The following is a 20,286-nucleotide window of genomic DNA, read 5'->3' as shown; positions in this document are numbered from 1 at the left end:
CTCCTGGTCATAGTATCTTCCCAGGATTCATGATGCCGAGCGGGTCGAGCGCGGCTTTGATGGCACGCATCATGCCAAGTTCGACCGGCGACTTGTAGTGCGCCAGTTCTTCGCGCTTGAGCATGCCGATGCCGTGTTCGGCCGAGATCGAGCCGCCGGAATCCACGACCAGGTCGTGCACGATGCGGTTGACCAGCGCCTGGTTTTCCAGGAAGGCCGCGTGCGACTCCCCGGCCGGCGGCGCCACGTTGTAGTGCAGGTTGCCGTCGCCCAGGTGGCCGAAGGTCACCGGCTGGCAGCCGGGAAAAGCTGCCTGCAGCGCGGCGTCGGCGCGCGCGATGAAGTCGGGGATGCGCGACACCGCCAGCGAAATATCGTGCTTGATGTTCTTGCCGGCCGCCGCCTGCGCCAGCGGGATGTGCTCGCGCAGCCGCCACAGGTCCAGGGCCTGCTTGTGCGAGGTCGCCACCACGGCGTCGCGCGCGGCGCCGGCCTCCAGTGCCTCGCCTATGCCCGATTCCAGCAGGCCGTGGGCGTGTTCATCGGATTCATTGCTCGAGAGCTCGACCAAGGCGTATTGCGGATGCCGATCCGCGAACGGCCGCGGCAGGTCGGGAAATTGCGCCGCGACCAGGTCCAGGCAAAACGCGGACATCAGCTCGAAGCCGGTCAGCGCCGCCCCGCAGCGCGCCTGCAGCAGGCCGAGCAGATCGACGGCCTGGCGCGGTGAGTCGAGGGCGACCAGCGCGGTGAGGGCGGCGCGCGGCGCCGGGTACAGTTTCAGCACCGCCGCCGTGATCACGCCCAGCGTGCCTTCGGCGCCGATGAAGAGCTCGCGTAGCGCATAGCCGGTATTGTCCTTGCGCAGGCCGCGCAAGCCGTCCCAGATCTCGCCCTGGGCGTTGACGACTTCGAGGCCCAGGCACAGCTCGCGGGTATTGCCGTAGCGTAGGACGGCGGTGCCGCCGGCATTGGTCGACAGGTTGCCGCCGATCGTGCAGCTGCCTTCGGCCGCCAGCGACAGCGGATACAGCATCCCGGCCTCGCTCGCCGCAGCCTGCACATCGGCCAGGATGCAGCCGGCCTCCACCGTCATGGTGCGGTTCAGGGGATCGATGGCGCGGATGCGGTTCAGGCGCCGCAGCGACAGCACGATGGCCCGGCCCGAGGTGTCCGGGACGCTGCCCATGACCAGGCCGGTGCGCCCGCCTTGCGGGACGATCGGCACGCGCGCCGCAGCGCAGGCGGCGACGATGGCGGCCACTTGCGCGGTGTCGGATGGCAGGACCACCGCCAGGCCGCGTCCGTTGTAGCGGCCGCGCCAGTCCGCCATGAACGGCGCCATGGCGGCCTCGTCGGTGATCACGTGGGCGTCGCCGGCGATCGCGCGGCAGCGCGCCAGCAGGGCATCGGGGCACGGCTCAGCCATGCGGCACTTTGACCTTGTCCAGCAATTCCTTGGCCAGGCGCTGCGCCTCTTTCTTGTAGGGGCGCAGGTAGAGCAGGGCGCAGAAGTAATACACCACGACCAGGGCGATCTCGCCGATGGCCATGTGGCGCGAGGCCGGACTCTGGTCGGCCCAGGCGCGCACCACGCCTTCGGCAAAATAGATCAGGATCAGCATCGACGACCATTGCAGGGTGTACAGGTCGCGCTTGATGACGCCGCGCAGCGGCAACAACAGGGGCAAAGCCTTCAGGGCCAGCAGCCAGCTACCAGGCTGCAGGGGCGCCACGTAGGCTTCCCAGGCGACCAGCCAGCCGATCAGCCAGATCAGGCTGGCGATCGCTCCCACGTGAAAGACTTTTTTCCCTGTTCCCATCAGCGGTTTCCCTGCAGTTTCAGGGCCGCCTCTGCCAGGCGGCGACCGAGCGCTATCGCCAGCGTACGCTCTTCTTCGGTAACGGGGCGCTTGCCATCGACGCCGGCCCAGTGGGTCGCGCCGTAGGGGCTGCCGCCGCTGGCGGTGTTCATCAGTTCGGGATGGGTGTAGGGCAGGCCCATCACCATCATCCCGTGGTGCAGCAAGGGGATCATCATCGACAGCAGGGTCGCTTCCTGGCCGCCGTGCAGGCTGCCGGTGGAGGCGAAGACCACGGCCGGCTTGCCGGACAGCGACCCGTTGACCCATTCGGTCGCGGTGCCGTCGAGGAAGTATTTCATGCTCGCGGCCATATTGCCGAAGCGCGTAGGCGAGCCCAGCGCCAGGGCAGCGCATTCGCGCAGGTCGTCCAGTTCGACATAGGGCGAGCCCTGGTCGGGAATCCCGGGCGCGGTCGCTTCGGCCACCGACGACACCGGCGGCACGGTGCGCAGCCGGGCCTCGGCCCCCGGCACGCTGTCGATGCCCTGGGCGATCAGTTCGGCCAGCTTGCGCGTGGCGCCATGGCGCGAATAGTAGAGGACGAGGATGCTCAGTGGGGTCATGTTCATCCTTGGTATTATAGTGCGGTTTGTTGAAATGACATGCTGGCGACGATGACGAATACGGTAAATCCAACACCATGGTGAACAAGACGGTGACCGGGGCGGTGAGTGGCTTGTCGCGCGCGAGTGGCGAGTTCGCGGGTGGCGGCGCCGAGCGTGGCCTGACCTGGCCCGAGGCGCGCGACCTGGTGCGCTTCGCCGTGCGTCGTCTGCGCGAAGAGCGCCTGCCGCAGGTGGCGGGCAGCCTGACCTTCACCACGACCCTGGCCCTGGTGCCGTTGCTCACCATCGTGCTGGCGATCTTTACCATGTTCCCGGCCTTCGGCCAGGTGCGCGAGATGATCGACGCCTGGTTCGTGCAGAACCTGATGCCCAAGGCCATCGCCAGCACCATCAGCGGCAACCTGACCCAGTTCGCCGACAAGGCCAAGGGGCTGTCGGCCCTCGGGGCGGTGGCGCTGCTGTTCACCACGGCCGCCACGATGAGCCTGATCGAGCGCGTGTTCAACCAGATCTGGAGCGTGCGCCAGCCGCGCCCGCTTCCTCAGCGCCTGCTGGTCTACTGGGCCCTGCTGACGCTGGGGCCGCTGCTGTTCGGCCTGTCGATCAGTTTCACCTCGCAACTGGTGGACGTGACCGGCGGCCTGGAGCAGGGCGCCTCCCTGCTCGGCACCCTGTTCTTCACCCTGGCCTCGGTGGCGGTCACCACCGCCGGCTACACCTTGCTGTACGTCGTGGTGCCCAACCGCAAGGTGGCCTGGCGCGACGCGTTCTGGGGCGCGCTGGCGGCGGCGATCGCCTTCGAGATCGCCAAGCGCGGCTTCGGCCTGTTCATCCGCCAGTTCCCGACCTACGCCATCATCTATGGCGCGCTGGCGGCGCTGCCATTGTTCCTGGTCTGGATCTATGTCACCTGGATGATCACGCTGGTCGGCGCGGTATTGACGGCGGCGCTGCCGGTGGTCAAGCATGAACGCTGGTGGTACCAGCCGGCGCCGGGTGGCGCCTTCGTCGACGCGATGTCGGTGCTCAAGGTGTTGTACGGCAGCGCGAAGCTGAGCGGCAATGCGCTGGTGGCGAGCAGCACGATCCGCGATCACACCCGGATCGGCTACGACGAGCTGGGCCGCCTGCTGGACCGGATGGTGATCGAGGGCTGGGTCGGCCGGGTGCAGGACGACGCCCCGGCGCGGGCCGGCTGGCGTTTCAACCGCGGCGGCAGCCAGGAGAACTGGGTGCTGCTGGCCGATCCGGCGAGCCTGCGCCTGGCCGACGTCTACCGGCTGTTCGTGTTCGACTGCGCGGCGGCGGAAGGCGCGCAGCGCGAAGAGGGCGGGCCGGACACGCCGCTGGCGCTCGACGTCGGCAACCTCGCGCGCCAGGTCGAGGAGGCGGTCGAGGCGGGGCTGGAGCAGACGCTGGCGGCGCACTTCGGCGATCCCGAAGATGCCGTGCTGGCGGACATCGAGGCGCGCGCTACCAGCTGAGCTTGCCGTCGTGACGGCGCTTTCTTGACTCACGCTATGTTTTGACGCGTTGGCCGGGCCGGCGATATTGCCTCCGGCGACACTCACGCTTAGGCTGAAGACACTGTCCGGAAATCAATACCGGGCGTGTTTTTCCAGCCAGGAGTGATGATGAACACCATGCGGATGCCAACCCCGGCGAGATGGCGCTCACGCGATATTCGGCCACGACAAGCTCACCATCGACGAGGTCACGTCCGCCATCACCGCCTTCGAGGAAACGCTGGTCACGCCCAATGCGCGCTTCGACAAGTGGCTGCAGGGGGACAAGACGGCGATCAATGCGCAGGAGTTGCGGGGCTACGAGTTGTTCAAGAGCAGCGGCTGCATCGCCTGCCACAACGGCCCGAACGTCGGCGGCGTCTCGTTCCAGAAGATGGGCCTGATCGAAGCCTGCAAGACGACCAGCACGGCCGAAGGCCGCTTTGCCGTCACCAAGCAGGACATCGACCGCTTCTATTTCAAGGTGCCGACCTTGCGCAACGTCGAGCTGACCTATCCCTATTTCCATGACGGCGCGGCCGATACCCTGGGCCAGGCCGTGGACACGATGGGCCGCCTGCAACTGGGCAGGAAGTTCAGCGAGGCCGAGATCGCCGACGTGGTCGCCTTCCTGAAGACGCTGACCGGCGAGCAGCCCCGGGTCGTGCTGCCGATCCTGCCGCCGTCGAGCGACGCGACCAAGCGGCCTCAGCCTTTCGACTGAGTGGGCAGCTGGGTTGGCGTTCTGGTCAAAGCGAAGCCGGGGTGGCTTTCAGATGCTGGTCGAAGAATTCGATGACGCTGGCGTTCATGCGCGCATGGAAGGCTGGCCGGTCGAATCCCTCGCCATCGTCGCACAGCGCCGGTGGTCCCAGGACGCCGCACGGCACCAGGAATGAAAAATGTCCGGCCCCGGGAACCGAGTGGAATTGTGCGCGCTCGCCCAGCGCATCGCGCAGCGGCTTGCTGTTGCTGGCATAGCTGACGAGCCGATCCTGCTCGCCACTCCACAGCTGGACGGGCACGCGGACGTCCCGCAAGGCATCCGGTCCCATCAGGAAGCCCAGGCCGGGCGCCGCCACGACCAGGGCCTTGATTCGTGGATCATGGGAATAGTTGTTGCCCAGTTGCGCTGCCTCGGGGTCCAGCAGCGGAGAGTGCCCGTCCCGGAACAGCTGGCAAACGAACTCGGGCGTCTCGGCGCAATGGTGTGCAATCTGGCGCAGGTCCGGCCGGGCGCCGGCGGAGGCCAGCAACGTGGCGCCGCCCGCGGAGAACCCATACGCCCCGATCCGGCCCGGGTCGATGGCTGCGCTGCCTCTCCACCTCGTGAGCAGATGGTCGATGGCGATGCCGACCTGCCTGGTGCGTCCGCTGATCCAGGGCACGGTGCCGGCAGCGCTCTGGTCGATGTGATTGTCGCCGGGGTGCATGGGCGCCGCGACGACGTAGCCGGCATCGGACAGCGCGAGCGCCAGGTCTGCGTGGCTGCCCGGACCGCCGGCATTTCCGTGTGAAATCACCACCAGCGGCAAGTTCCGTCCTGATACCGGCGCATCGCGCGCCACTGCCATCAGCCTGAGGCCGAGCCAGGTGGTCGGCCAGGCGCGCGCTTCGGTCGGATACCAGATGGCGACCGCGAATGCCTGGCCATCGGTGTCGTTCACGCGGACCAGATCGAATCCAACGGGGCGCTCGGCGCGCAAGGCGGTCCCGACCAGGACGATGCCGAACGCAGTGGCCCCGGCGAGCAAGACGATCGACAGGCGGCGAATCCATTTCATCGTCATTTTCCGAATAGGAAAGAATCGCCTTATATTGCCCCTAAAAACAGGAAAAGAACATCCTCCGGAAATAAATTTTCCCTTGTTATCGGCTCATTGCAACAAAGCCGAGCAAGGCGTCGAGCACCGCATCCGGCGCTTCGCTCATCATCGCGTGGCCGGCGTCGACGGTGACGATCTTGCCGTGCCGGAGCGCACCGGTCAGCAGCTTCGTCGAGCGCGGCGGCGTCATCATGTCCTTCATGCCCTGCACGAACAGCGTCGGACAGGCAACCGAGGCGGCGGCAGTCTCGCCATTCGCATACGCATTGCAGGCGGCGAAATCCGTATGGAACAGCTGCGGCGCGCCGCGCGCCGCCATGCGCTGCATCAGGCGCCGCGCGGTGTTGATCACGGAGATGCCCGGACCGGCGGTCGAGGGGCCGGGCAGCCAGGAGGCATGCGACCAGGCGGCGACCATGTCGATGGCCGCGTCCTGTTCGGTGCGCGCGGCTTCCAGCAGCGCGTCCGATACCCGCATCGGGTAGGCGGCGCCCAGCAGGGCCAGGCCGCTCACGCGCTCTGGCGCGCGGTGGGTCGCATCCAGCGCGATGAGCGCGCCCATGCTGTGCCCGGCCAGGACGGCGCGCTTTACGCCGGCCACGGCAAGCAAAGCCAGGATCCAGTCCGCCATCGCTTCGACGCGCTGCAAGGGCGGGCCGCTGCTGCGGCCGTGCCCCGGCAGATCCGGCGCCAGCACCGCGTAGCCGCGATGGGCGAGGGCGCGGCTCTGCAGGGCCCAGACGGAATGGTCGTTCTGCGCGCCGTGAAGCAGCACGACGGCCGGCTGGCCTGGGTCGAATGCCTTGCCGCCGGTGTAGCAGTAGGCCTGATGGCCATGAACGTCGAGCAGCATCTCAGGCCCCCTTCGCGGCCAGTTTCAAGCCACGCTTCAAGTCGTCGATCAGGTCGTCCGGGTCTTCCAGCCCGATCGACAGGCGCAATGTGCCTTCCGTGACCCCGCTGGCCGCCAGGTGCCCGGCCGGCACCCGGAAATGGGTGGTCGATGCCGGATGGATGACCAGCGACCTGGCGTCGCCCACGTTCGCCAGATGCGAGAACACCTGCAAACCGTCGGCGAAACGGCGGCCGGCGGCGCGGTCGCCTTTCAGCTCGAAGGTGAAGACCGCGCCGCAGCCTTTCGGCAGGATACGCTGCGCCAGCGCATGGTCCGGGTGGCTGTCGAGTTCCGGATAGGACACCGACGCCACCATCGGCTGCGTGGCGAGGAACTCGACCACGCGCCGGGTATTGGCGACGTGGCGCTCCATGCGCAGGCCGAGCGTCTCGACGCCCTGCAGGATGGCGAAGGCGTTGTGCGGGCTCATTGCGGCGCCGAAGTCGCGCAAGCCTTCGCGCCGCGCGCGCAGGGCGAAGGCGCCGACGGTCGACTCTTCGCTGAACACCATGCCATGAAAGCCCTCATATGGCTCGCACAGGGTGGCGAAGCGGCCGCTCCGGTCATGCGCGGCCTGCCAGTCGAAGGTGCCGCCATCGACCAGCAGGCCGCCGATCGCGGTGCCGTGGCCGCACAGGAACTTGGTGGCCGAGTGGAACAGCAGGTCGGCGCCCAGCTCGAAGGGGCGCTGCAGGTAAGGGGTGGTGAAGGTCGCATCGACCATCAGCGGCAGGTCGTGCGCGTGCCCGAGCCCCGCGATCGCCGGGATGTCGAGCACGTCCAGGCCCGGATTGCCCAGCGTTTCGCCGAACAGCAGCTTGGTCGATGGCTTGATCGCGGCGCGCCAGGCATCGAGGTCGCGCGGGTCGACGAAAGTGGTCTCGACGCCGAACCTGCGCAGGGTATGGGCCAGCAGGTTGTGCGAACCGCCGTACAGCGCGCGCGAGGCCACGATATGGTCGCCGGCGCCCACCAGCGTGCTCAATCCCAGGTGCATGGCCGCCTGGCCGCTGGCGGTGGCGATGCCAGCCACGCCGCCTTCGAGCGCCGCGATGCGCTCTTCGAGCAACGCATTGGTCGGATTCGAGATGCGCGAATACACATGGCCGCTCTGTTCCATATTGAACAGCGCCGCGCCATGCCCGGAATCGCGGAAGGCGAACGAGGACGTGAAATGGATCGGCGTGGCGCGCGCGCCGGTGGCGGGATCGGGTGCGCTGCCCGCGTGCAGGGACAGGGTGTCGAAACCGGGAGGTCGGGGAGCGCTCATGCTGGACTCGTATCAAAGGGATGGCGCATCCTAGCAGTTATGGGTCTTTGCGCAATCTGCGCTGCACCATCTTGTCACTGAGCGCGCACCATGATGCAGCGCAACGCTGGATTTTTTGGCGGGCATAGGCTACAGTCGGTGTTATGCCTTATACAAATTTATCCAGTATCAGCAATATTGACGAAGCGGGGGTGGCGAACATGAAAGTTTCGGAAATCCTGCAAGTGAAGGGCAATATCCTGTACACCGTGACGCCTGACCAGCCGCTGGTCGACGCGGTGACCACGATGTCCGAGAACGATATCGGTTCGCTGGTGGTGATGGAGTACGGCGACCTGGTCGGGATGCTGACCTTCCGCGAAGTGCTCAAGGCGCTGCACGCGAACGGCGGCTCGGTCGGCGCCGGCACCGTGCGCCGCCACATGGACGACAGCCCGATCACCGTGACCCCGGACACCGAAGTCAACGAGGTGCGCCGCATCATGCTCGAAAAGCATGCGCGCTACCTGCCGGTGATGGACGCCCGCACCCTGCTGGGCGTGATCTCGTTCTACGACGTCGCGCGCGCCGTGCTCGAAGCGCAAAGCTTCGAGAACCGCATGCTCAAGGCGTATATCCGCGATTGGCCGGCGGAGCAGAACGCGCCGGATTGAACCTCCGCGGGAATGACGCTGGTTTGATGTATCGATGACGATGCCGATCGCGGCATCGTTCACGCCGCGCGCGTCATCGGATTCCCCGCCAGCCACTCCAGCAACCCTTCCGGCGACAGCGGCCGCGCATACAGGAAGCCCTGCGCCAGCGGGCAGCCGAGCTGGCGCAGGATCTGCGCCTGGCGCTCGTCCTCGACTCCTTCGGCGATCACCGACAATCCCAGGTTGCGGCCCAGCTGCACCACCATCTGCGCGATGCTGCTGCCGCGCGCCGATCCGGTGATCTCGGTGACGAAGGTGCGGTCGATCTTGAGCCGGTCCACTTGCAGGCGCTGCAGATGCGAGAGCGACGAGAAGCCGGTGCCGAAATCGTCGATCGCGATCGACACGCCGGTGCGCTTGACCTGGGCCAGCTTCTCGACCAGCAGCGCCGGCTCTTCCATCGCCATCGATTCCGTGATCTCCAGCTCGATGTAGTCGGGCGGCGCGCCGGTGTCGGCCAGCGCGCGCTGCAGCATGTCGACGAAGTGCGGATGCCGGAACTGCACCTGCGAGACGTTCACCGACATCGTGAACTCGCGGTGACCCGCCGCGCGCAGGCGCATCAGTTCGGCGCAGGCCTGGCGCAGCACCCATTCGCCGATCTCGACGATCAGGCCCGAATATTCCGCGATCGGGATGAAGCGGTCGGGCGGCACCAGGCGGCCGTCATCCAGGCGCCAGCGCAGCAGCGCCTCGGCGCCGAACGGGCGGTTGGTGGCGAGGTCGACTTGGGGTTGGTAGTGCAGGAACAGCTGGCCGCGCTGGAAGCCGCTGCGCAGCGCGTGCATCATGCGCACGCGCTCGCGGATCTCGACGCCCATGCTGCGCGAAAAATAGAAGTGGCCGGCGCGCTGCTGCGACTTGGCGCGCTTGAGCGCGATGTCGGCGTCCTTCAGGGCGTTGGCGCCGCTGCCGTCGTGTTCCGGCAGGCGCACCAGGCCAAGGGTGGCGGACACCAGCACGTCCTGGCCGTCGATGCGGAACGATTCGCGGAACAGGGCCTGGATCTGGACCGGCTGCACCGCGTCGGCGTCGCCCAGCACGCAGAAGATGTCGCCGCCGATGCGGCCGATCTCCAGGCCAGGGGCCAGACGCGATGTCAGGCGCTGGCCGACCGCCACCAGCAGCAGGTCGCCGAAATGGTGGCCGAGGGCGTCGTTGGTTTCGGCAAAATGGTCGAGGTCGACCAGGGCCAGCACCGCGCCCGCGCGGCCCGGGCCGGCCAGGATGGCCTCGAGCAGCTCGACCATGCGGGTGCGGTTCGGCAGGCCGGTAAGCGGATCGTGGAACGCCGACTTGTTCAGGCTGGTGACCAGCTCGCAGTTGTCGAGGCATACCGCCACCATGCCGCAGAACACCTTCAGCAGGCGCCGCTCGACCTCGTCCATCGGCCGCTCGAGCGGGATGCAGGCCGCGAAATCGCGTCCGGCCTTGCCCGGGAAGTACATATTCAGCAGGCCGTCCTCGGCGCCGCACTGGCGCTGGAGCAGGGTGCGCTCGGCGGCGACCGCGAAATGGCCGGTCAATTCGCGGCCGTCGAGGTTGCGGCAGGCGCCAGCGGCGGCCACCGCGCGCAGGGTCTCGGGGCGGCCATGGCCGCTGTCGCGCGTGCACAGCACGCCCTCGGGCGGCTGGCCGACCAGGCGCCCGGCCTGGGCCAGGATGCCGGCCGCCACGTCGCGCACGCCGTGCAGGGTCATCAGCTCGGCGCAGGCGGAGACGATGTGTTCCATGCCGATGCGGTTGGCCTCGAGCGCGCGGATCTGCTGGTAAGAGCGGATCGCGGCCGCCACCGTCGTATACAGCTTGGTGCGGGTCAGCTCGGACTTGGTGCGGTAATCGTTGATGTCGTAGCCGCGGATGGCTTCCATCTCGGGCGCATAGCCGGGCTGGCCGGTGCGCAGGATGATGCGCACGTCGTGCAGGCCCAGCTCGTCGCGGATGCGGCGCACCAGCAGCAGGCCGGCGTCGGCCCTTTCCATCACCACGTCCAGCAGGATGACGGCGATATCGTGTTCACGCGCCAGCAGGTCGAAGGCTTCGCTGGCGGAATAAGCGTGCAGGAAGACCAGCGGGCGGCCCTGCATCTCGACGTTGCCGAGAGCAAAGGTGGTGGTCGAGTGCACGTCGGCATCGTCGTCGACCACCAGGATCCGCCATGCTGGACTCGGGGATGCGGCGGCGGCGGCTTCGTCGGCAAAGACGAGGTCGTCGGTAACGCTGTCATCCTTCAGTGGTCCTGATGGCGTAATCGATGCGGGCATGTGCTACGTCTCCAGGTTGGCTCGGCATGGATAACTTCAGTATATATGCAATTGTAAAAAGGAAAGAGCCCGTTCCGGGGCTGTTAGCGAAAAATATATCCATGAGGAAACATATTTGCGACAGTCGATCGTTCGATGTTCGTTTCTGCTTGCCAGACGGCCTGTTAAAATGGTAATTCGATCAATCCGAACTCATCATTACCATGTCCGGCAATACATTTGGCAAGCTGTTTTCCGTCACCACCTTCGGCGAATCGCATGGTCCCGCGATCGGCTGCGTCATCGACGGCTGCCCGCCCGGCATGACCCTGAGCGAGGCCGACATCCAACCGGAGCTCGACCGCCGCAAGCCCGGCACCTCGCGCCACGTCACCCAGCGCCAGGAGGCGGACCGGGTCGAGATCCTGTCCGGGGTCTACCAGGGCGTCACCACCGGCACGCCGATCGCGCTCCTGATCCGCAATGAAGACCAGCGCAGCAAGGACTACGGCAATATCGCCGAAAGCTTCCGCCCCGGCCATGCCGACTACACCTACTGGCATAAATACGGCGTGCGCGACCCGCGTGGCGGCGGCCGTTCGTCGGCGCGCCTGACCGCGCCGGTGGTCGGCGCCGGCGCCGTGGCCAAGAAGTGGCTGCGCGAGAAGTACGGCACCGAACTGATGGGTTATATGAGCGCGCTGGGCGACATCGCCGTGCCCTTCGAAGGCTGGGAGCACGTGCACGCCAATCCCTTCTTCGCCGCCACCGGCGACGCGGCGCTGCTTGCCCGCATGGAAGATGCGATGGACCAGCTGCGCCGCGACGGCGACTCGATCGGCGCCCGCATCGACGTGGTGGCCACCGGGGTGCCGGTGGGTCTGGGCCAGCCGATCTACGACAAGCTCGACGCCGACATCGCCTACGCGATGATGGGCATTAACGCGGTCAAGGGCGTGGAAATCGGCGCCGGCTTCGCCTCGGTGGCGCAGCGCGGCTCGGAGCACGGCGACGAGCTGACCCTCGAAGGCTTCGTCGGCAACCACGCCGGTGGCGTGCTGGGCGGGATCTCGACCGGCCAGGACATCACGGTGTCGCTGGCGATCAAGCCGACGTCCTCGATCCGCGTGCCGCGCCGCTCGATCGACAAGGCCGGCAATCCGGCGACGGTGGAAACCTTCGGCCGCCACGATCCCTGCGTGGGCATCCGGGCGACGCCGATCGCTGAGGCGATGCTGGCGCTGGTGCTGATCGATCACGCCCTGATGAACCGGGCGCAGTGCGGCGACGTGCAGGTCGCCACGCCGAAGCTGAAATGATCGCGTGGTCGGCGGCCAGGCCGTCGACCCCGCGTGGGTCGTGAACGCCGATCGCGCGATCAGACCCGCGTCATGATCGCTTCCATCTGATGGCGCCGCTCGACCGTGCGCACCACCAGCGCGCGCAGGTCGTTCAGCAGCGAGAACTCGGTCTGGCTCAGGATCACCTGCGGGAAGGTGTCGTCCCAGTCGCCATAGATGAATCCCGCCGGCTGCCCGTGGGCGCACAGCGGAATGATCACGAAGCAGCGCGCCTCGGCCAGCGTGCCTTTCCACCAGCCCGGCAGCTTGGTCGCGAACTTGGTGTCGTGCGCGTTTTCGATGAAGATCACGCGGTCGCTTCCCAGCGCCGCGTGGAACACGTTCGGCTCGTAGACGTCGTCGAACGCCAGGTTCGGCAGCATTGCCTTGGCGTCCTCGCCCAGTCCCAGGCGCGCCGAGTAGCGGCCTTCGCGCCGATTGCGAAGAAAAGCAAACGAGCGCGAGAACGACAGGCCCTCGTGCATCGACTCGAGGGCCATCGAGATCATCTGGCCGGCGGTGGCGGTGGCGCCGGCGTCGCGCATGTCGGCCACGCCGCTCATCAGGATCTTGTTGCCGGCAATGCGCTTCCGGGTGGCCGCGGCCTGTTGCGCGCGTTTTTCGGCCGGCTTGGCCAGCGGCGCGATCGACAGGTCGGACGCGGCTTCCACCCTGGCCTTGTCGATCGAGGCCAGGATGCCGCTCGCCGGCAGGCCCAGCATCGGGGCGAAGCGCTCGGCCAGTTGCGCGACCTTTTCGGCGCCGGCCGCGTCGTCGGCCCACAGGGCGTCGGCGGCCTGGGTCGACATGCTGCCCAGCGCGGCCAGCCAGTCCTCGTGGGCGAAGCCTTCGAAGCGCTCGCCCGGCTCGACCCGGCGCATGCCGGCCACCAGGTTGCGCGGCAGGCCCCAATGGGCGGCGGTGGCGCGGCCCACTTCTTCCAGCGACAGGCCGAGCACTTCCTGGGCGGCGTTCTCTTCGCGGCCTTCGCCGGCCGCTTCGCGCATCCTGGTCCAGCGCTCCGGCATGTAGAAGGTCAGCATCATGCGGCCCAGCGAGTGCAGGATCGAGCACACCACGGCTTCTTCCGGGTCGCGCGAGCGGGCGTCGGCCGCCAGTTGCTGCGCCACCATCCCGGCCAGCACCGCCTTTTCCATCTCGACGTGGGCGGCCTCGGTGTCCGGGCTGCTGCGGCTCAGCTCCTCGATCAGCTTGAGGCCGAGCGCCAGGTGGCCGATCGACTCGGTGCCCAGCACCAGCACCGCCTTGGAGATGGTGTTGACGTGCTGGCCGAAGGCCGCATACATGCTGCTGTTGGCCAGGCGCAGCACCTTCTGGGTCAGCACCGGGTCGGACAGCACCGTCTGCGTCATCGAGAAGTCGCGCTCGTCCTCGCCGCGCATCGAGGCCAGGATGGCGCTGATGGCCTTGGTAAAGCCCGGCATGTCGCCCTGGCGCCGGATGCGCTCCCACAGCAGGGCGAGGGTGGCTTGCGACTTCGCCGAGTGCGGGCTGGTGGCCGGCGCAGTGGCCGTGATGCTGGCTTGTGTGGTCATGATTTTCCTGTCCGGTGGTCGGCCGGCAGAAGAGCGGTATAGAGATTTTCCTTGAGCGCCGTGACGGCCACGTTGGCCGGCATCGGCTTGCCCGTCAGGTAGCCCTGGACGTAATGGCAGCCCTGGTCGTCGAGCCAGGCCAGCTGCTCCTGGGTTTCGACGCCTTCGGCCACCACCGACAGGGAGAGGTGGCCGGCCAGGTCGAGTATCGCGTTGCAGATGGCGGCGTCCTTGTTCGACGCCGGCAGGTCCTTCACGAAGGCGCGGTCGATCTTGAGCACCGAGATCGGGAAGCGCTTGAGGTAGGCCAGCGACGAATAGCCGGTGCCGAAATCGTCGATCGCGATGCGCGCATGGCGCTCCACCATGCGCGCCAGGATGTCCTCGGCGTGCGCGGGGTCGACCATCAGGGTGCCTTCGGTGATCTCGAGCACCAGCTGGCGGCCGTCGAGGCCGGACAACGCCAGGGCGTCGTCCAGCACCGTCAGGAAGCGGTCGCTGCGGAACTGGCGTGGGCTGATGTTCACCGAGATGTACAGCTCGCGCCCGGCCACTTCCTGGAACTGGCGGATCTGCATGCAGGCCGCCTTCAGGGCCCAGGCCCCGAGCAGGTTGATCAGGCCGTTGTTCTCGGCGATCGGGATGAAGCGCACCGGCGGCACCATGCCCAGGGTCGGGTGCTTCCAGCGCATCAGGGTCTCGAAGCCCTCGATGATGCGGCTCTTGGCGTTCACGATCGGCTGGTAATACAGCAGGAACTCGCCCTCGCGCACCGCGTTGAACATGGCCGCCTCGAGCGAGATGTCGTGCTGCGGCGGGCCCTGGTCGCCGGGGCTGTAGACCACGGCGCGGCCCTTGCCGGTTTCCTTGGCGCGCGACAGGGCGGCGTCGGCCAATGTCACCAGGCGCACCTCGTCTTCGGCGTGGTCCGGGTAGACCGCCACGCCGATCGAGGCGCCCAGGTAGATCGTGTGGCCGCCGGCCTCGAACGGCGACTGCAGGGTCGCCATCAGGCGTCCCGTGACGAGCTTGATCTGCGGCTCGGTGAAGGTCCCCGGCAGCACCGCCACGAATTCGTCGCCGCCGACCCGGGCCAGGGTGTCGCTGTCGCGCAGGGTGCGGCGCAGGCGCGCGGCCGCCATCTGCAGCACGGTGTCGCCCAGCGGGTGGCCCAGGCCGTCGTTGACCTTTTTAAAGCCGTCCAGGCCGATGGCGGCGACCGAGAAGCCGTGGCCCGAGCGGCGCGCGTTGGCGATCACCATCCGGATCCGGTCCGACAGCAGCACCCGGTTGGGCAGCTCGGTCAGGGCGTCGTGGGTCGCCATGTGGCGCAGGCGTTCTTCGGTCGCATGCTGGACCGACATGTCGCGGCCGATCACCAGCAGCGGGGCGGCGTCGCCGGTGGCCAGGCGCGCGATCCTGAGTTCGAACCAGATGTCGCGCTCGCCCGAGCGGAAACGGGTCTCGACCAGCACCGCATCAAAGCCGGCGGCGGCGCCGGCCAGCGCATTGCGCAGCGCCGGCTGGTCGATCTCGTGCGCCAGCGACAGCAGCGAACAGCCGGCTTCGAAGCCCGACAGCTGCTTCGCGCGCGTGCCGGCCGCGTGGATCGCGCCATCGGGCGCGACCCGGAACACGGCGTCGCCGGCCGTCTCCAGCAAGCCGTCGAGCAGCGCCGCGGGCAGCGCCGCGGTGTGCACATGAGCGGCCGGCTGGGGCGGGGGCACGGCGGAGGAACTGGTGTGCATGTTGTCCAGGAGCTTTCTTGCTTTATCGTTGCGGCACGTGCACGTCATGCCAATGTCACATGTGAATCCGTGCAAGTCTACCAAATCAGGGATGACTCTATCACTGAAAAATTCCGCAAAGCATTAGAAAGCACAAGTCATGCGGTGATTTCATCCTTATCGGGTCTGAGCGGCCTGCTTGCCCGGCAAGCATGTTGGCGCTAACCTGCTTGTTGGAGGGTCAAGATTCTCACCGTGTATTGTCGCTTATTCTTGATTGTAACGACATAATAACGTGCAATTATGATGCCGCAATGCAACATTTTACCGCAACCTTGACGACGAGCAGATGTGCGCAGAGGAGGGATGATGGACAGGTTCGCCACCCACGAGGTCGAAAACCAGGCGCCCGCGTTCTGCGGCATCAATCTGTATGCCTGCGATCCGGCGCTGCAAGAGGCGCTGCTGCGCGAGGGCGGCGGCTGGGCGGCGCCGCAGCTCGAGGCGCTCGGACAGCGGCTCGGCAGCGCCGAGGTCCAGGAGCTGGCGCGCCTTGCCAACGCCCATGGCCCGCTGCTGGCGAGCTTCGACCGCGCCGGGCGCCGCATCGACGAGCCCGAATTCCACCCCGCCTGGCATGCCCTGATGAGCCTGATGATCGGCGCCGGCGCCCACAGCGCGCCCTGGAGCGATCCGCGCCCCGGCGCCCAGGTGGCGCGGGCGGCGCAATACCTGCTGTTCGGCCAGGCCGAGAACGGCGCCCAGTGCCCGGTGACGATGACCTATGCGGCGGTGCCGGCGCTGCGGCGCGCGCCAGGGCTGGCGCAGGTGTGGCTGCCCAGGATCCTGTCGCGCGACTACGATCCCCGCCCCTTGCCGGTGGCGCACAAGCGCGGCGCCCTGATTGGCATGGGCATGACCGAGAAGCAGGGCGGTTCCGACGTGCGCGCCAACACCACGCGCGCCACGCCGCTGGGGGCGGACGAGCTGCGCGACGAAGGACCGGCGGGCGCGGGCGCCTGGCGCATCGTCGGCCACAAATGGTTCTATTCGGTGCCGCAGGCCGACGCCCACCTGGTGCTGGCGCGCTGCGACGAGCCGGCTGACGACCCGGGCGCGGGCTCCCTGAGTTGCTTCCTGGTGCCGCGCTTTCTCGCCGACGGCCGGCGCAACGCGGTGCGGGTGCAGCGTCTGAAGGACAAGCTGGGCAACCGCTCGAACGCCTCGTCCGAGGTCGAATTCTGCGGCGCGCTCGGCTGGATGATCGGCGAGCCGGGGCGCGGCATCCCGACCATCCTCGAGATGGGCAGCCATACCCGCCTCGATTGCGTGCTCGGCAGCGCCGGCATCATGCGCGCCGCCCTGTGCCAGGCGCTGCACCATGCGCGCGGGCGCATGGCCTTCGGCCGGCCGCTGGCCGAGCAACCCCTGATGCAGAACGTGCTGGCCGACCTGGCGCTCGAATCCGAGGCCGCCACCGCCTTCGCCCTGCGCCTGGCGCGCTGCTTCGACGAGGGACAGGAGCCGTCCCAGGCGCTGCTGGGCCGCATCCTGACCGCGGCCGGCAAGTACTGGATCTGCAAGCGCGGCCCCGGCTTCGGGGCGGAGGCGATGGAAGTCATGGGCGGCAACGGCTATGTCGAGGACGGCCCGCTGGCGCGCCTGTACCGCGAGCTGCCGGTCAATTCGATCTGGGAAGGGTCGGGCAACGTGATGTGCCTGGACCTGCTGCGCGCGCTCGGCAAGGCCCCGGACGCCGCGCGCGCGGCGCTGGCGGCCGAGTTGGCGCCGGCGGCGGGGCTGGACGAGCGCTTCGCCGACCACGCGGCGGCGCTGCTGGACGGCCTGGCGGCGCGCCTGTCGGACGAAGCCGGCGCGCGGGTGCTGGCCGAGCAGATCGTGGTGGCGGTGCAGGCCGCGCTCCTGCTGCGCCATGCGCCGCCGTATGTTGGCGAGGCCTTCTTGCTCACGCGCATACTGCAGCCGGTGGGCGGGGCCTACGGCCGGTTGCCTGCCGGCATTGACCTGGAGGCGATCCTCGCGCGCGCCCTCGTGGTATGAAATGCATTTTTTTTCACGTGCAGGCCGGGACAAACGGCCGTGTGGCTGGGATAATGCGCGCTTGCATGCTTCACACAGAATCCATTGAATCCCGCCATGAAACAAGACCCGCGCTTCCCGAATCTCTATATCCTGAACCACCCGCTGATCCAGCACAAGCTGTCGCATATGCGCGAGCACGACACCTCGACGCGCACCTTCCGCGAACTGCTGCGCGAGATCACGCTGCTGATGGGATACGAGATCACGCGCGACCTGCCGCTGACCACGCGCTCGATCAAGACCCCGCTGGTGACCATCGATGCGCCGGTCATCGCAGGCAAGAAGCTGGCCGTGGTGCCGATCCTGCGCGCCGGCATCGGCATGAGCGACGGCCTGCTGGAGCTGGTGCCGTCGGCGCGCGTCGGCCACATCGGCGTGTTCCGCGACCCGGAAACCCACGAGCCGGTCGAGTACATGGTGCGCCTGCCCGACACCACCGAGCGCACCTTCATCCTGTGCGACCCGATGGTTGCCACAGGTAACTCGGCGGTGCACGCGATCGACGTGCTCAAGAAGCGCGGCGTACCGGACGAACAGATCCTGTTCCTGGCCCTGGTGGCGGCGCCGGAAGGCGTGCAGGTATTCCAGGACGCGCATCCGAACGTCAAGCTGTTCGTCGCTTCGCTCGACTCGCACCTGGACGAGGATGCCTACATCATCCCGGGCCTGGGCGATGCGGGCGACCGCATCTTCGGCACCAAGTAAGCGTCGCCCATGGCAACCGTGCAGCCGGCCGACCAGCAGTTCTTCGCGCGCCTCGCCGAACTCAACGAGAAGTTCGCGGCGCGGCTGCCGTCGACCATGGAGCGCCTGGCGGCGCTGTCGCAGCAACTGGAGCGCGCCGGCGAGCCGGGCTTCGACGTCGCGCCGGCGGCCGGCGAAGTGCAGGCCATGCTGCACACGCTGGCCGGCTCGGCGGCCACCTTCGGCTTTCGCGGCCTGGGCCACCATGCGCGCCTGCTGGAACAGCGGCTAAGGGTGTTGCGCGCTTTCGATGTGGTGGCCGCCACGGAGTGGCAAGCCTGGCGCGCGGAACTCGACGAATACGTCCGCGTCGCGCATCGCGACCCAAAATCCCTTGGCTGAGCGCTCGCCAGGGCGCTCACTCGCGCGCGGCGCTACGCAAGCGGCATGCGCAAACTCGCGGCAGAGCGGAATTTGATTCATCGCAAACATTTGGTCGAGTCTTACGCCTATATTTTCCCTCGTACGGGATAAAAACGCGCGCTCTCCTATTTATTGAATTTTAGAATCGTTGCAGCCAGGCGGTTTTTTTATTTAACGAAGAGGGTGCGCGCCGGTTTTATTCGGTATAATACGGGATCGTTGGGTTCGAGGTAGTAGTGCAGTCTGTCTGTCATTTCTTTCTTGCTTCTTCAAACGATCTGAAACGGGCGCAAGCCCAACTAACCGAAATAGGAAATTGTAATGGCAACTGGCATCGTTAAATGGTTCAATGACTCGAAGGGCTTCGGCTTCATCACCCCTGATGAAGGCGGCGAAGATCTGTTCGCGCACTTCTCGGCTATCCAGAGCACCGGCTTCAAGTCGCTGCAGGAGAACCAGCGCGTTTCGTTCGACGTGACCACCGGTCCGAAGGGCAAGCAAGCCTCGAACATCCAGCCTCTGTAATAGCCCAAGGGCTTTACGAGATAAAAATCCCCGGAATTGCCGGGGATTTTTTTTGCCTGTACTCCTCGAATCTTCCTCCGGCCTTCCCTGGCCCGGGCGGTAGCGGCGGCCTCAGGAATGGCGCCAGTAATCCGGCGCGGCGTAGCTGCGGCGCAGGAAATCCACGAAGGCGCGGATCCGCAGCGGCAGGTGGCGACGCTGGGCGAACACGGCATGGACGTCGTTGCCGGGCGCGGCGAAGTCGTCCAGCACGGTCACCAGTTCGCCGCTCGCGATCTGGCCGCCCACTTCCCACATCGAGCGCCAGGCCAGGCCCTTGCCGGCCAGCGCCCAGGCGTGCAGCACGGCGCCGTCGTTGCACACCATATTGCCGCCCACTTTCAGGGTCACCGGCTTGCCGTCGTCGATGAAGGTCCAGCCGCGCTGGCTGCCTTCGCTGCTGATCGGCAGACAATTGTGGCGCGTCAGGTCGGCCAGTTGGCGCGGCCAGCCGTGGCGCTTGAGATAGGCCGGTGAGGCCACCACCACGCGCCGGTTGTCGGCCAGCTTGACGCCGACCAGGTTCGAGTCGTCGAGGCTGGCGATGCGGATGGCCACGTCCACGCCTTCGGCCACCAGGTCGACCACGCGGTCGGACAGGTTCAGGTTGATGCTGACGTCGCGGTGTTCGGCCAGGAACGAGGGCAGCAGCGGCGCCACGTGCTGGCGCCCGAAGCCGGCCGGCGCCGACACCGTCAGGTGGCCCGAGGCGCGCATGCTGTGCTCCGAAATGGCCGACTCGGCGTCGCCCACCTCGGCCAGGATGCGCTGGCAATCCTCGAGGAAGGCGCTGCCTTCGTCGGTCAGGACCAGGCGCCGCGTCGTGCGCTGCAGCAGCTTGACCCCGAGCCGGGCCTCGAGCGCGTCGAGGCGGCGGCCGATCATGGCCGGGGCGATGCCCTCGGCGCGCGCCGCGGCGGACAGGCTGCCGCGCGCGACGACCTCGACGAAGGTCGCCATCTGGGTGAATTTGCCCATGTTCTTTACCCGTTCCCGCCTCTTATTTGATACAAAAACACACGGA

The 20,286-nt window shown here is 67.3% G+C and carries 17 protein-coding genes and 1 pseudogene; 8 read left to right on the top strand and 10 right to left on the bottom strand.

The window, feature by feature from the left end; all coding sequences use genetic code 11:
* Window positions 1-7: 7 nt before the first annotated feature.
* The 3 genes from ABIB42_RS05205 to wrbA are packed head-to-tail and all read right to left on the bottom strand — an operon-like array spanning window position 8 to window position 2,434.
* Complete coding sequence (locus tag ABIB42_RS05205; protein WP_429247999.1) at window positions 8-1,429, bottom strand: FAD-binding oxidoreductase; 1,422 nt, start codon at window positions 1,427-1,429, stop codon at window positions 8-10.
* Complete coding sequence (locus ABIB42_RS05200) at window positions 1,422-1,823, bottom strand: DUF2069 domain-containing protein (RefSeq protein WP_071363037.1); 402 nt, start codon at window positions 1,821-1,823, stop codon at window positions 1,422-1,424. The genes ABIB42_RS05205 and ABIB42_RS05200 overlap by 8 nt, the downstream gene beginning before the upstream one ends.
* Window positions 1,823-2,434, bottom strand: coding sequence for an NAD(P)H:quinone oxidoreductase (gene wrbA, locus ABIB42_RS05195; protein WP_184237383.1), 612 nt, complete (start codon window positions 2,432-2,434; stop codon window positions 1,823-1,825). The genes ABIB42_RS05200 and wrbA overlap by 1 nt, the downstream gene beginning before the upstream one ends.
* A 71-nt stretch (window positions 2,435-2,505) precedes the next feature.
* Between wrbA and ABIB42_RS05190 the strand changes: the two genes are divergently transcribed.
* Both ABIB42_RS05190 and ABIB42_RS05185 read left to right on the top strand, forming a co-directional pair.
* Window positions 2,506-3,915, top strand: a complete 1,410-nt coding sequence (locus ABIB42_RS05190) for a YihY family inner membrane protein (RefSeq protein WP_429247998.1) — start codon at window positions 2,506-2,508, stop codon at window positions 3,913-3,915.
* Between the two features lie 196 nt (window positions 3,916-4,111).
* Window positions 4,112-4,660, top strand: a pseudogene (locus ABIB42_RS05185) (cytochrome-c peroxidase); the annotation flags it as partial.
* A 25-nt stretch (window positions 4,661-4,685) separates the two neighbouring features.
* Here ABIB42_RS05185 and ABIB42_RS05180 read toward each other — a convergent pair.
* From ABIB42_RS05180 to ABIB42_RS05170, 3 genes are all read right to left on the bottom strand, one after another.
* The gene (locus ABIB42_RS05180) at window positions 4,686-5,720 is read right to left on the bottom strand and encodes an alpha/beta hydrolase family protein (protein ID WP_005670319.1); all 1,035 of its coding nucleotides are present in this window, start codon (window positions 5,718-5,720) and stop codon (window positions 4,686-4,688) included.
* A gap of 85 nt (window positions 5,721-5,805) precedes the next feature.
* Window positions 5,806-6,615 carry an alpha/beta fold hydrolase gene (locus ABIB42_RS05175; protein ID WP_429247997.1) on the bottom strand — a complete coding sequence of 270 codons (810 nt, stop codon included), beginning with the start codon at window positions 6,613-6,615 and terminating at the stop codon, window positions 5,806-5,808.
* A gap of 1 nt (window position 6,616) precedes the next feature.
* The gene (locus ABIB42_RS05170; RefSeq protein ID WP_429247996.1) at window positions 6,617-7,927 is read right to left on the bottom strand and encodes an O-acetylhomoserine aminocarboxypropyltransferase; all 1,311 of its coding nucleotides are present in this window, start codon (window positions 7,925-7,927) and stop codon (window positions 6,617-6,619) included.
* 200 nt (window positions 7,928-8,127) lie between these two features.
* Between ABIB42_RS05170 and ABIB42_RS05165 the strand changes: the two genes are divergently transcribed.
* Window positions 8,128-8,580: a CBS domain-containing protein gene (locus ABIB42_RS05165; RefSeq protein WP_005670324.1), complete on the top strand. Its 453-nt coding sequence runs from the start codon at window positions 8,128-8,130 to the stop codon at window positions 8,578-8,580.
* Between the two features lie 59 nt (window positions 8,581-8,639).
* Here the strand turns inward: ABIB42_RS05165 and ABIB42_RS05160 are convergent, their stop codons facing one another.
* The gene (locus tag ABIB42_RS05160; RefSeq protein WP_005670325.1) at window positions 8,640-10,886 is read right to left on the bottom strand and encodes a GGDEF/EAL domain-containing response regulator; all 2,247 of its coding nucleotides are present in this window, start codon (window positions 10,884-10,886) and stop codon (window positions 8,640-8,642) included.
* 203 nt (window positions 10,887-11,089) lie between these two features.
* Between ABIB42_RS05160 and aroC the strand changes: the two genes are divergently transcribed.
* Window positions 11,090-12,184: a chorismate synthase gene (gene aroC, locus ABIB42_RS05155; RefSeq protein WP_273027812.1), complete on the top strand. Its 1,095-nt coding sequence runs from the start codon at window positions 11,090-11,092 to the stop codon at window positions 12,182-12,184.
* A 59-nt stretch (window positions 12,185-12,243) separates the two neighbouring features.
* Here the strand turns inward: aroC and ABIB42_RS05150 are convergent, their stop codons facing one another.
* Both ABIB42_RS05150 and ABIB42_RS05145 read right to left on the bottom strand, forming a co-directional pair.
* A complete protein-coding gene (locus ABIB42_RS05150) occupies window positions 12,244-13,761 on the bottom strand; it encodes an HDOD domain-containing protein (protein ID WP_429247995.1) in 1,518 nt (505 codons plus the stop codon).
* Window positions 13,758-15,509: a putative bifunctional diguanylate cyclase/phosphodiesterase gene (locus ABIB42_RS05145; protein ID WP_143054593.1), complete on the bottom strand. Its 1,752-nt coding sequence runs from the start codon at window positions 15,507-15,509 to the stop codon at window positions 13,758-13,760. Before ABIB42_RS05145 ends, ABIB42_RS05150 begins: the two co-directional genes overlap by 4 nt.
* A gap of 348 nt (window positions 15,510-15,857) precedes the next feature.
* Here ABIB42_RS05145 and ABIB42_RS05140 point away from each other — a divergent pair, with 348 nt between their 5' ends.
* The 4 genes from ABIB42_RS05140 (at window position 15,858) to ABIB42_RS05125 (ending at window position 19,223) form a co-directional block, all read left to right on the top strand.
* Window positions 15,858-17,549 (top strand): isovaleryl-CoA dehydrogenase, encoded by a 1,692-nt coding sequence (locus tag ABIB42_RS05140; RefSeq protein ID WP_273027824.1) that lies wholly within the window; start codon window positions 15,858-15,860, stop codon window positions 17,547-17,549.
* Window positions 17,550-17,645: 96 nt separating this feature from the next.
* Window positions 17,646-18,296, top strand: a complete 651-nt coding sequence (gene upp, locus ABIB42_RS05135) for a uracil phosphoribosyltransferase (protein WP_005670336.1) — start codon at window positions 17,646-17,648, stop codon at window positions 18,294-18,296.
* Window positions 18,297-18,305: 9 nt separating this feature from the next.
* The gene (locus tag ABIB42_RS05130) at window positions 18,306-18,677 is read left to right on the top strand and encodes an Hpt domain-containing protein (protein WP_005670338.1); all 372 of its coding nucleotides are present in this window, start codon (window positions 18,306-18,308) and stop codon (window positions 18,675-18,677) included.
* Between the two features lie 342 nt (window positions 18,678-19,019).
* Window positions 19,020-19,223 carry a cold-shock protein gene (locus tag ABIB42_RS05125; protein WP_005670341.1) on the top strand — a complete coding sequence of 68 codons (204 nt, stop codon included), beginning with the start codon at window positions 19,020-19,022 and terminating at the stop codon, window positions 19,221-19,223.
* 111 nt (window positions 19,224-19,334) lie between these two features.
* Here ABIB42_RS05125 and ABIB42_RS05120 read toward each other — a convergent pair whose 3' ends face one another.
* Entirely contained in the window at window positions 19,335-20,240 is a 906-nt protein-coding gene (locus ABIB42_RS05120; RefSeq protein ID WP_184237356.1) for a LysR family transcriptional regulator, read from the bottom strand.
* Window positions 20,241-20,286 lie beyond the last annotated feature (46 nt).

Origin of the sequence: Massilia sp. UYP32 (genome assembly GCF_050434365.1) — a bacterium.
Classification (GTDB): Bacteria; Pseudomonadota; Gammaproteobacteria; order Burkholderiales; family Burkholderiaceae_D; genus Telluria; species Telluria timonae.
This window is presented reverse-complemented; position numbering and strand designations above follow the sequence as displayed.

What these genes read in the sequence shown, in the direction of transcription:
- aroC (WP_273027812.1), top strand. Translation starts at nt 11,090, where the DNA reads ATGTCCGGCAATACATTTGGCAAGCTGTTTTCCGTCACCACCTTCGGC.
- ABIB42_RS05120 (WP_184237356.1), bottom strand. Translation starts at nt 20,240, where the DNA reads ATGGGCAAATTCACCCAGATGGCGACCTTCGTCGAGGTCGTCGCGCGC.
- ABIB42_RS05205 (WP_429247999.1), bottom strand. Translation starts at nt 1,429, where the DNA reads ATGGCTGAGCCGTGCCCCGATGCCCTGCTGGCGCGCTGCCGCGCGATC.
- ABIB42_RS05175 (WP_429247997.1), bottom strand. Translation starts at nt 6,615, where the DNA reads ATGCTGCTCGACGTTCATGGCCATCAGGCCTACTGCTACACCGGCGGC.
- ABIB42_RS05200 (WP_071363037.1), bottom strand. Translation starts at nt 1,823, where the DNA reads ATGGGAACAGGGAAAAAAGTCTTTCACGTGGGAGCGATCGCCAGCCTG.
- ABIB42_RS05140 (WP_273027824.1), top strand. Translation starts at nt 15,858, where the DNA reads ATGGACAGGTTCGCCACCCACGAGGTCGAAAACCAGGCGCCCGCGTTC.
- ABIB42_RS05180 (WP_005670319.1), bottom strand. Translation starts at nt 5,720, where the DNA reads ATGAAATGGATTCGCCGCCTGTCGATCGTCTTGCTCGCCGGGGCCACT.
- ABIB42_RS05125 (WP_005670341.1), top strand. Translation starts at nt 19,020, where the DNA reads ATGGCAACTGGCATCGTTAAATGGTTCAATGACTCGAAGGGCTTCGGC.
- ABIB42_RS05145 (WP_143054593.1), bottom strand. Translation starts at nt 15,509, where the DNA reads ATGCACACCAGTTCCTCCGCCGTGCCCCCGCCCCAGCCGGCCGCTCAT.
- ABIB42_RS05150 (WP_429247995.1), bottom strand. Translation starts at nt 13,761, where the DNA reads ATGACCACACAAGCCAGCATCACGGCCACTGCGCCGGCCACCAGCCCG.
- ABIB42_RS05165 (WP_005670324.1), top strand. Translation starts at nt 8,128, where the DNA reads ATGAAAGTTTCGGAAATCCTGCAAGTGAAGGGCAATATCCTGTACACC.
- ABIB42_RS05190 (WP_429247998.1), top strand. Translation starts at nt 2,506, where the DNA reads ATGGTGAACAAGACGGTGACCGGGGCGGTGAGTGGCTTGTCGCGCGCG.
- wrbA (WP_184237383.1), bottom strand. Translation starts at nt 2,434, where the DNA reads ATGAACATGACCCCACTGAGCATCCTCGTCCTCTACTATTCGCGCCAT.
- ABIB42_RS05130 (WP_005670338.1), top strand. Translation starts at nt 18,306, where the DNA reads ATGGCAACCGTGCAGCCGGCCGACCAGCAGTTCTTCGCGCGCCTCGCC.
- upp (WP_005670336.1), top strand. Translation starts at nt 17,646, where the DNA reads ATGAAACAAGACCCGCGCTTCCCGAATCTCTATATCCTGAACCACCCG.
- ABIB42_RS05170 (WP_429247996.1), bottom strand. Translation starts at nt 7,927, where the DNA reads ATGAGCGCTCCCCGACCTCCCGGTTTCGACACCCTGTCCCTGCACGCG.
- ABIB42_RS05160 (WP_005670325.1), bottom strand. Translation starts at nt 10,886, where the DNA reads ATGCCCGCATCGATTACGCCATCAGGACCACTGAAGGATGACAGCGTT.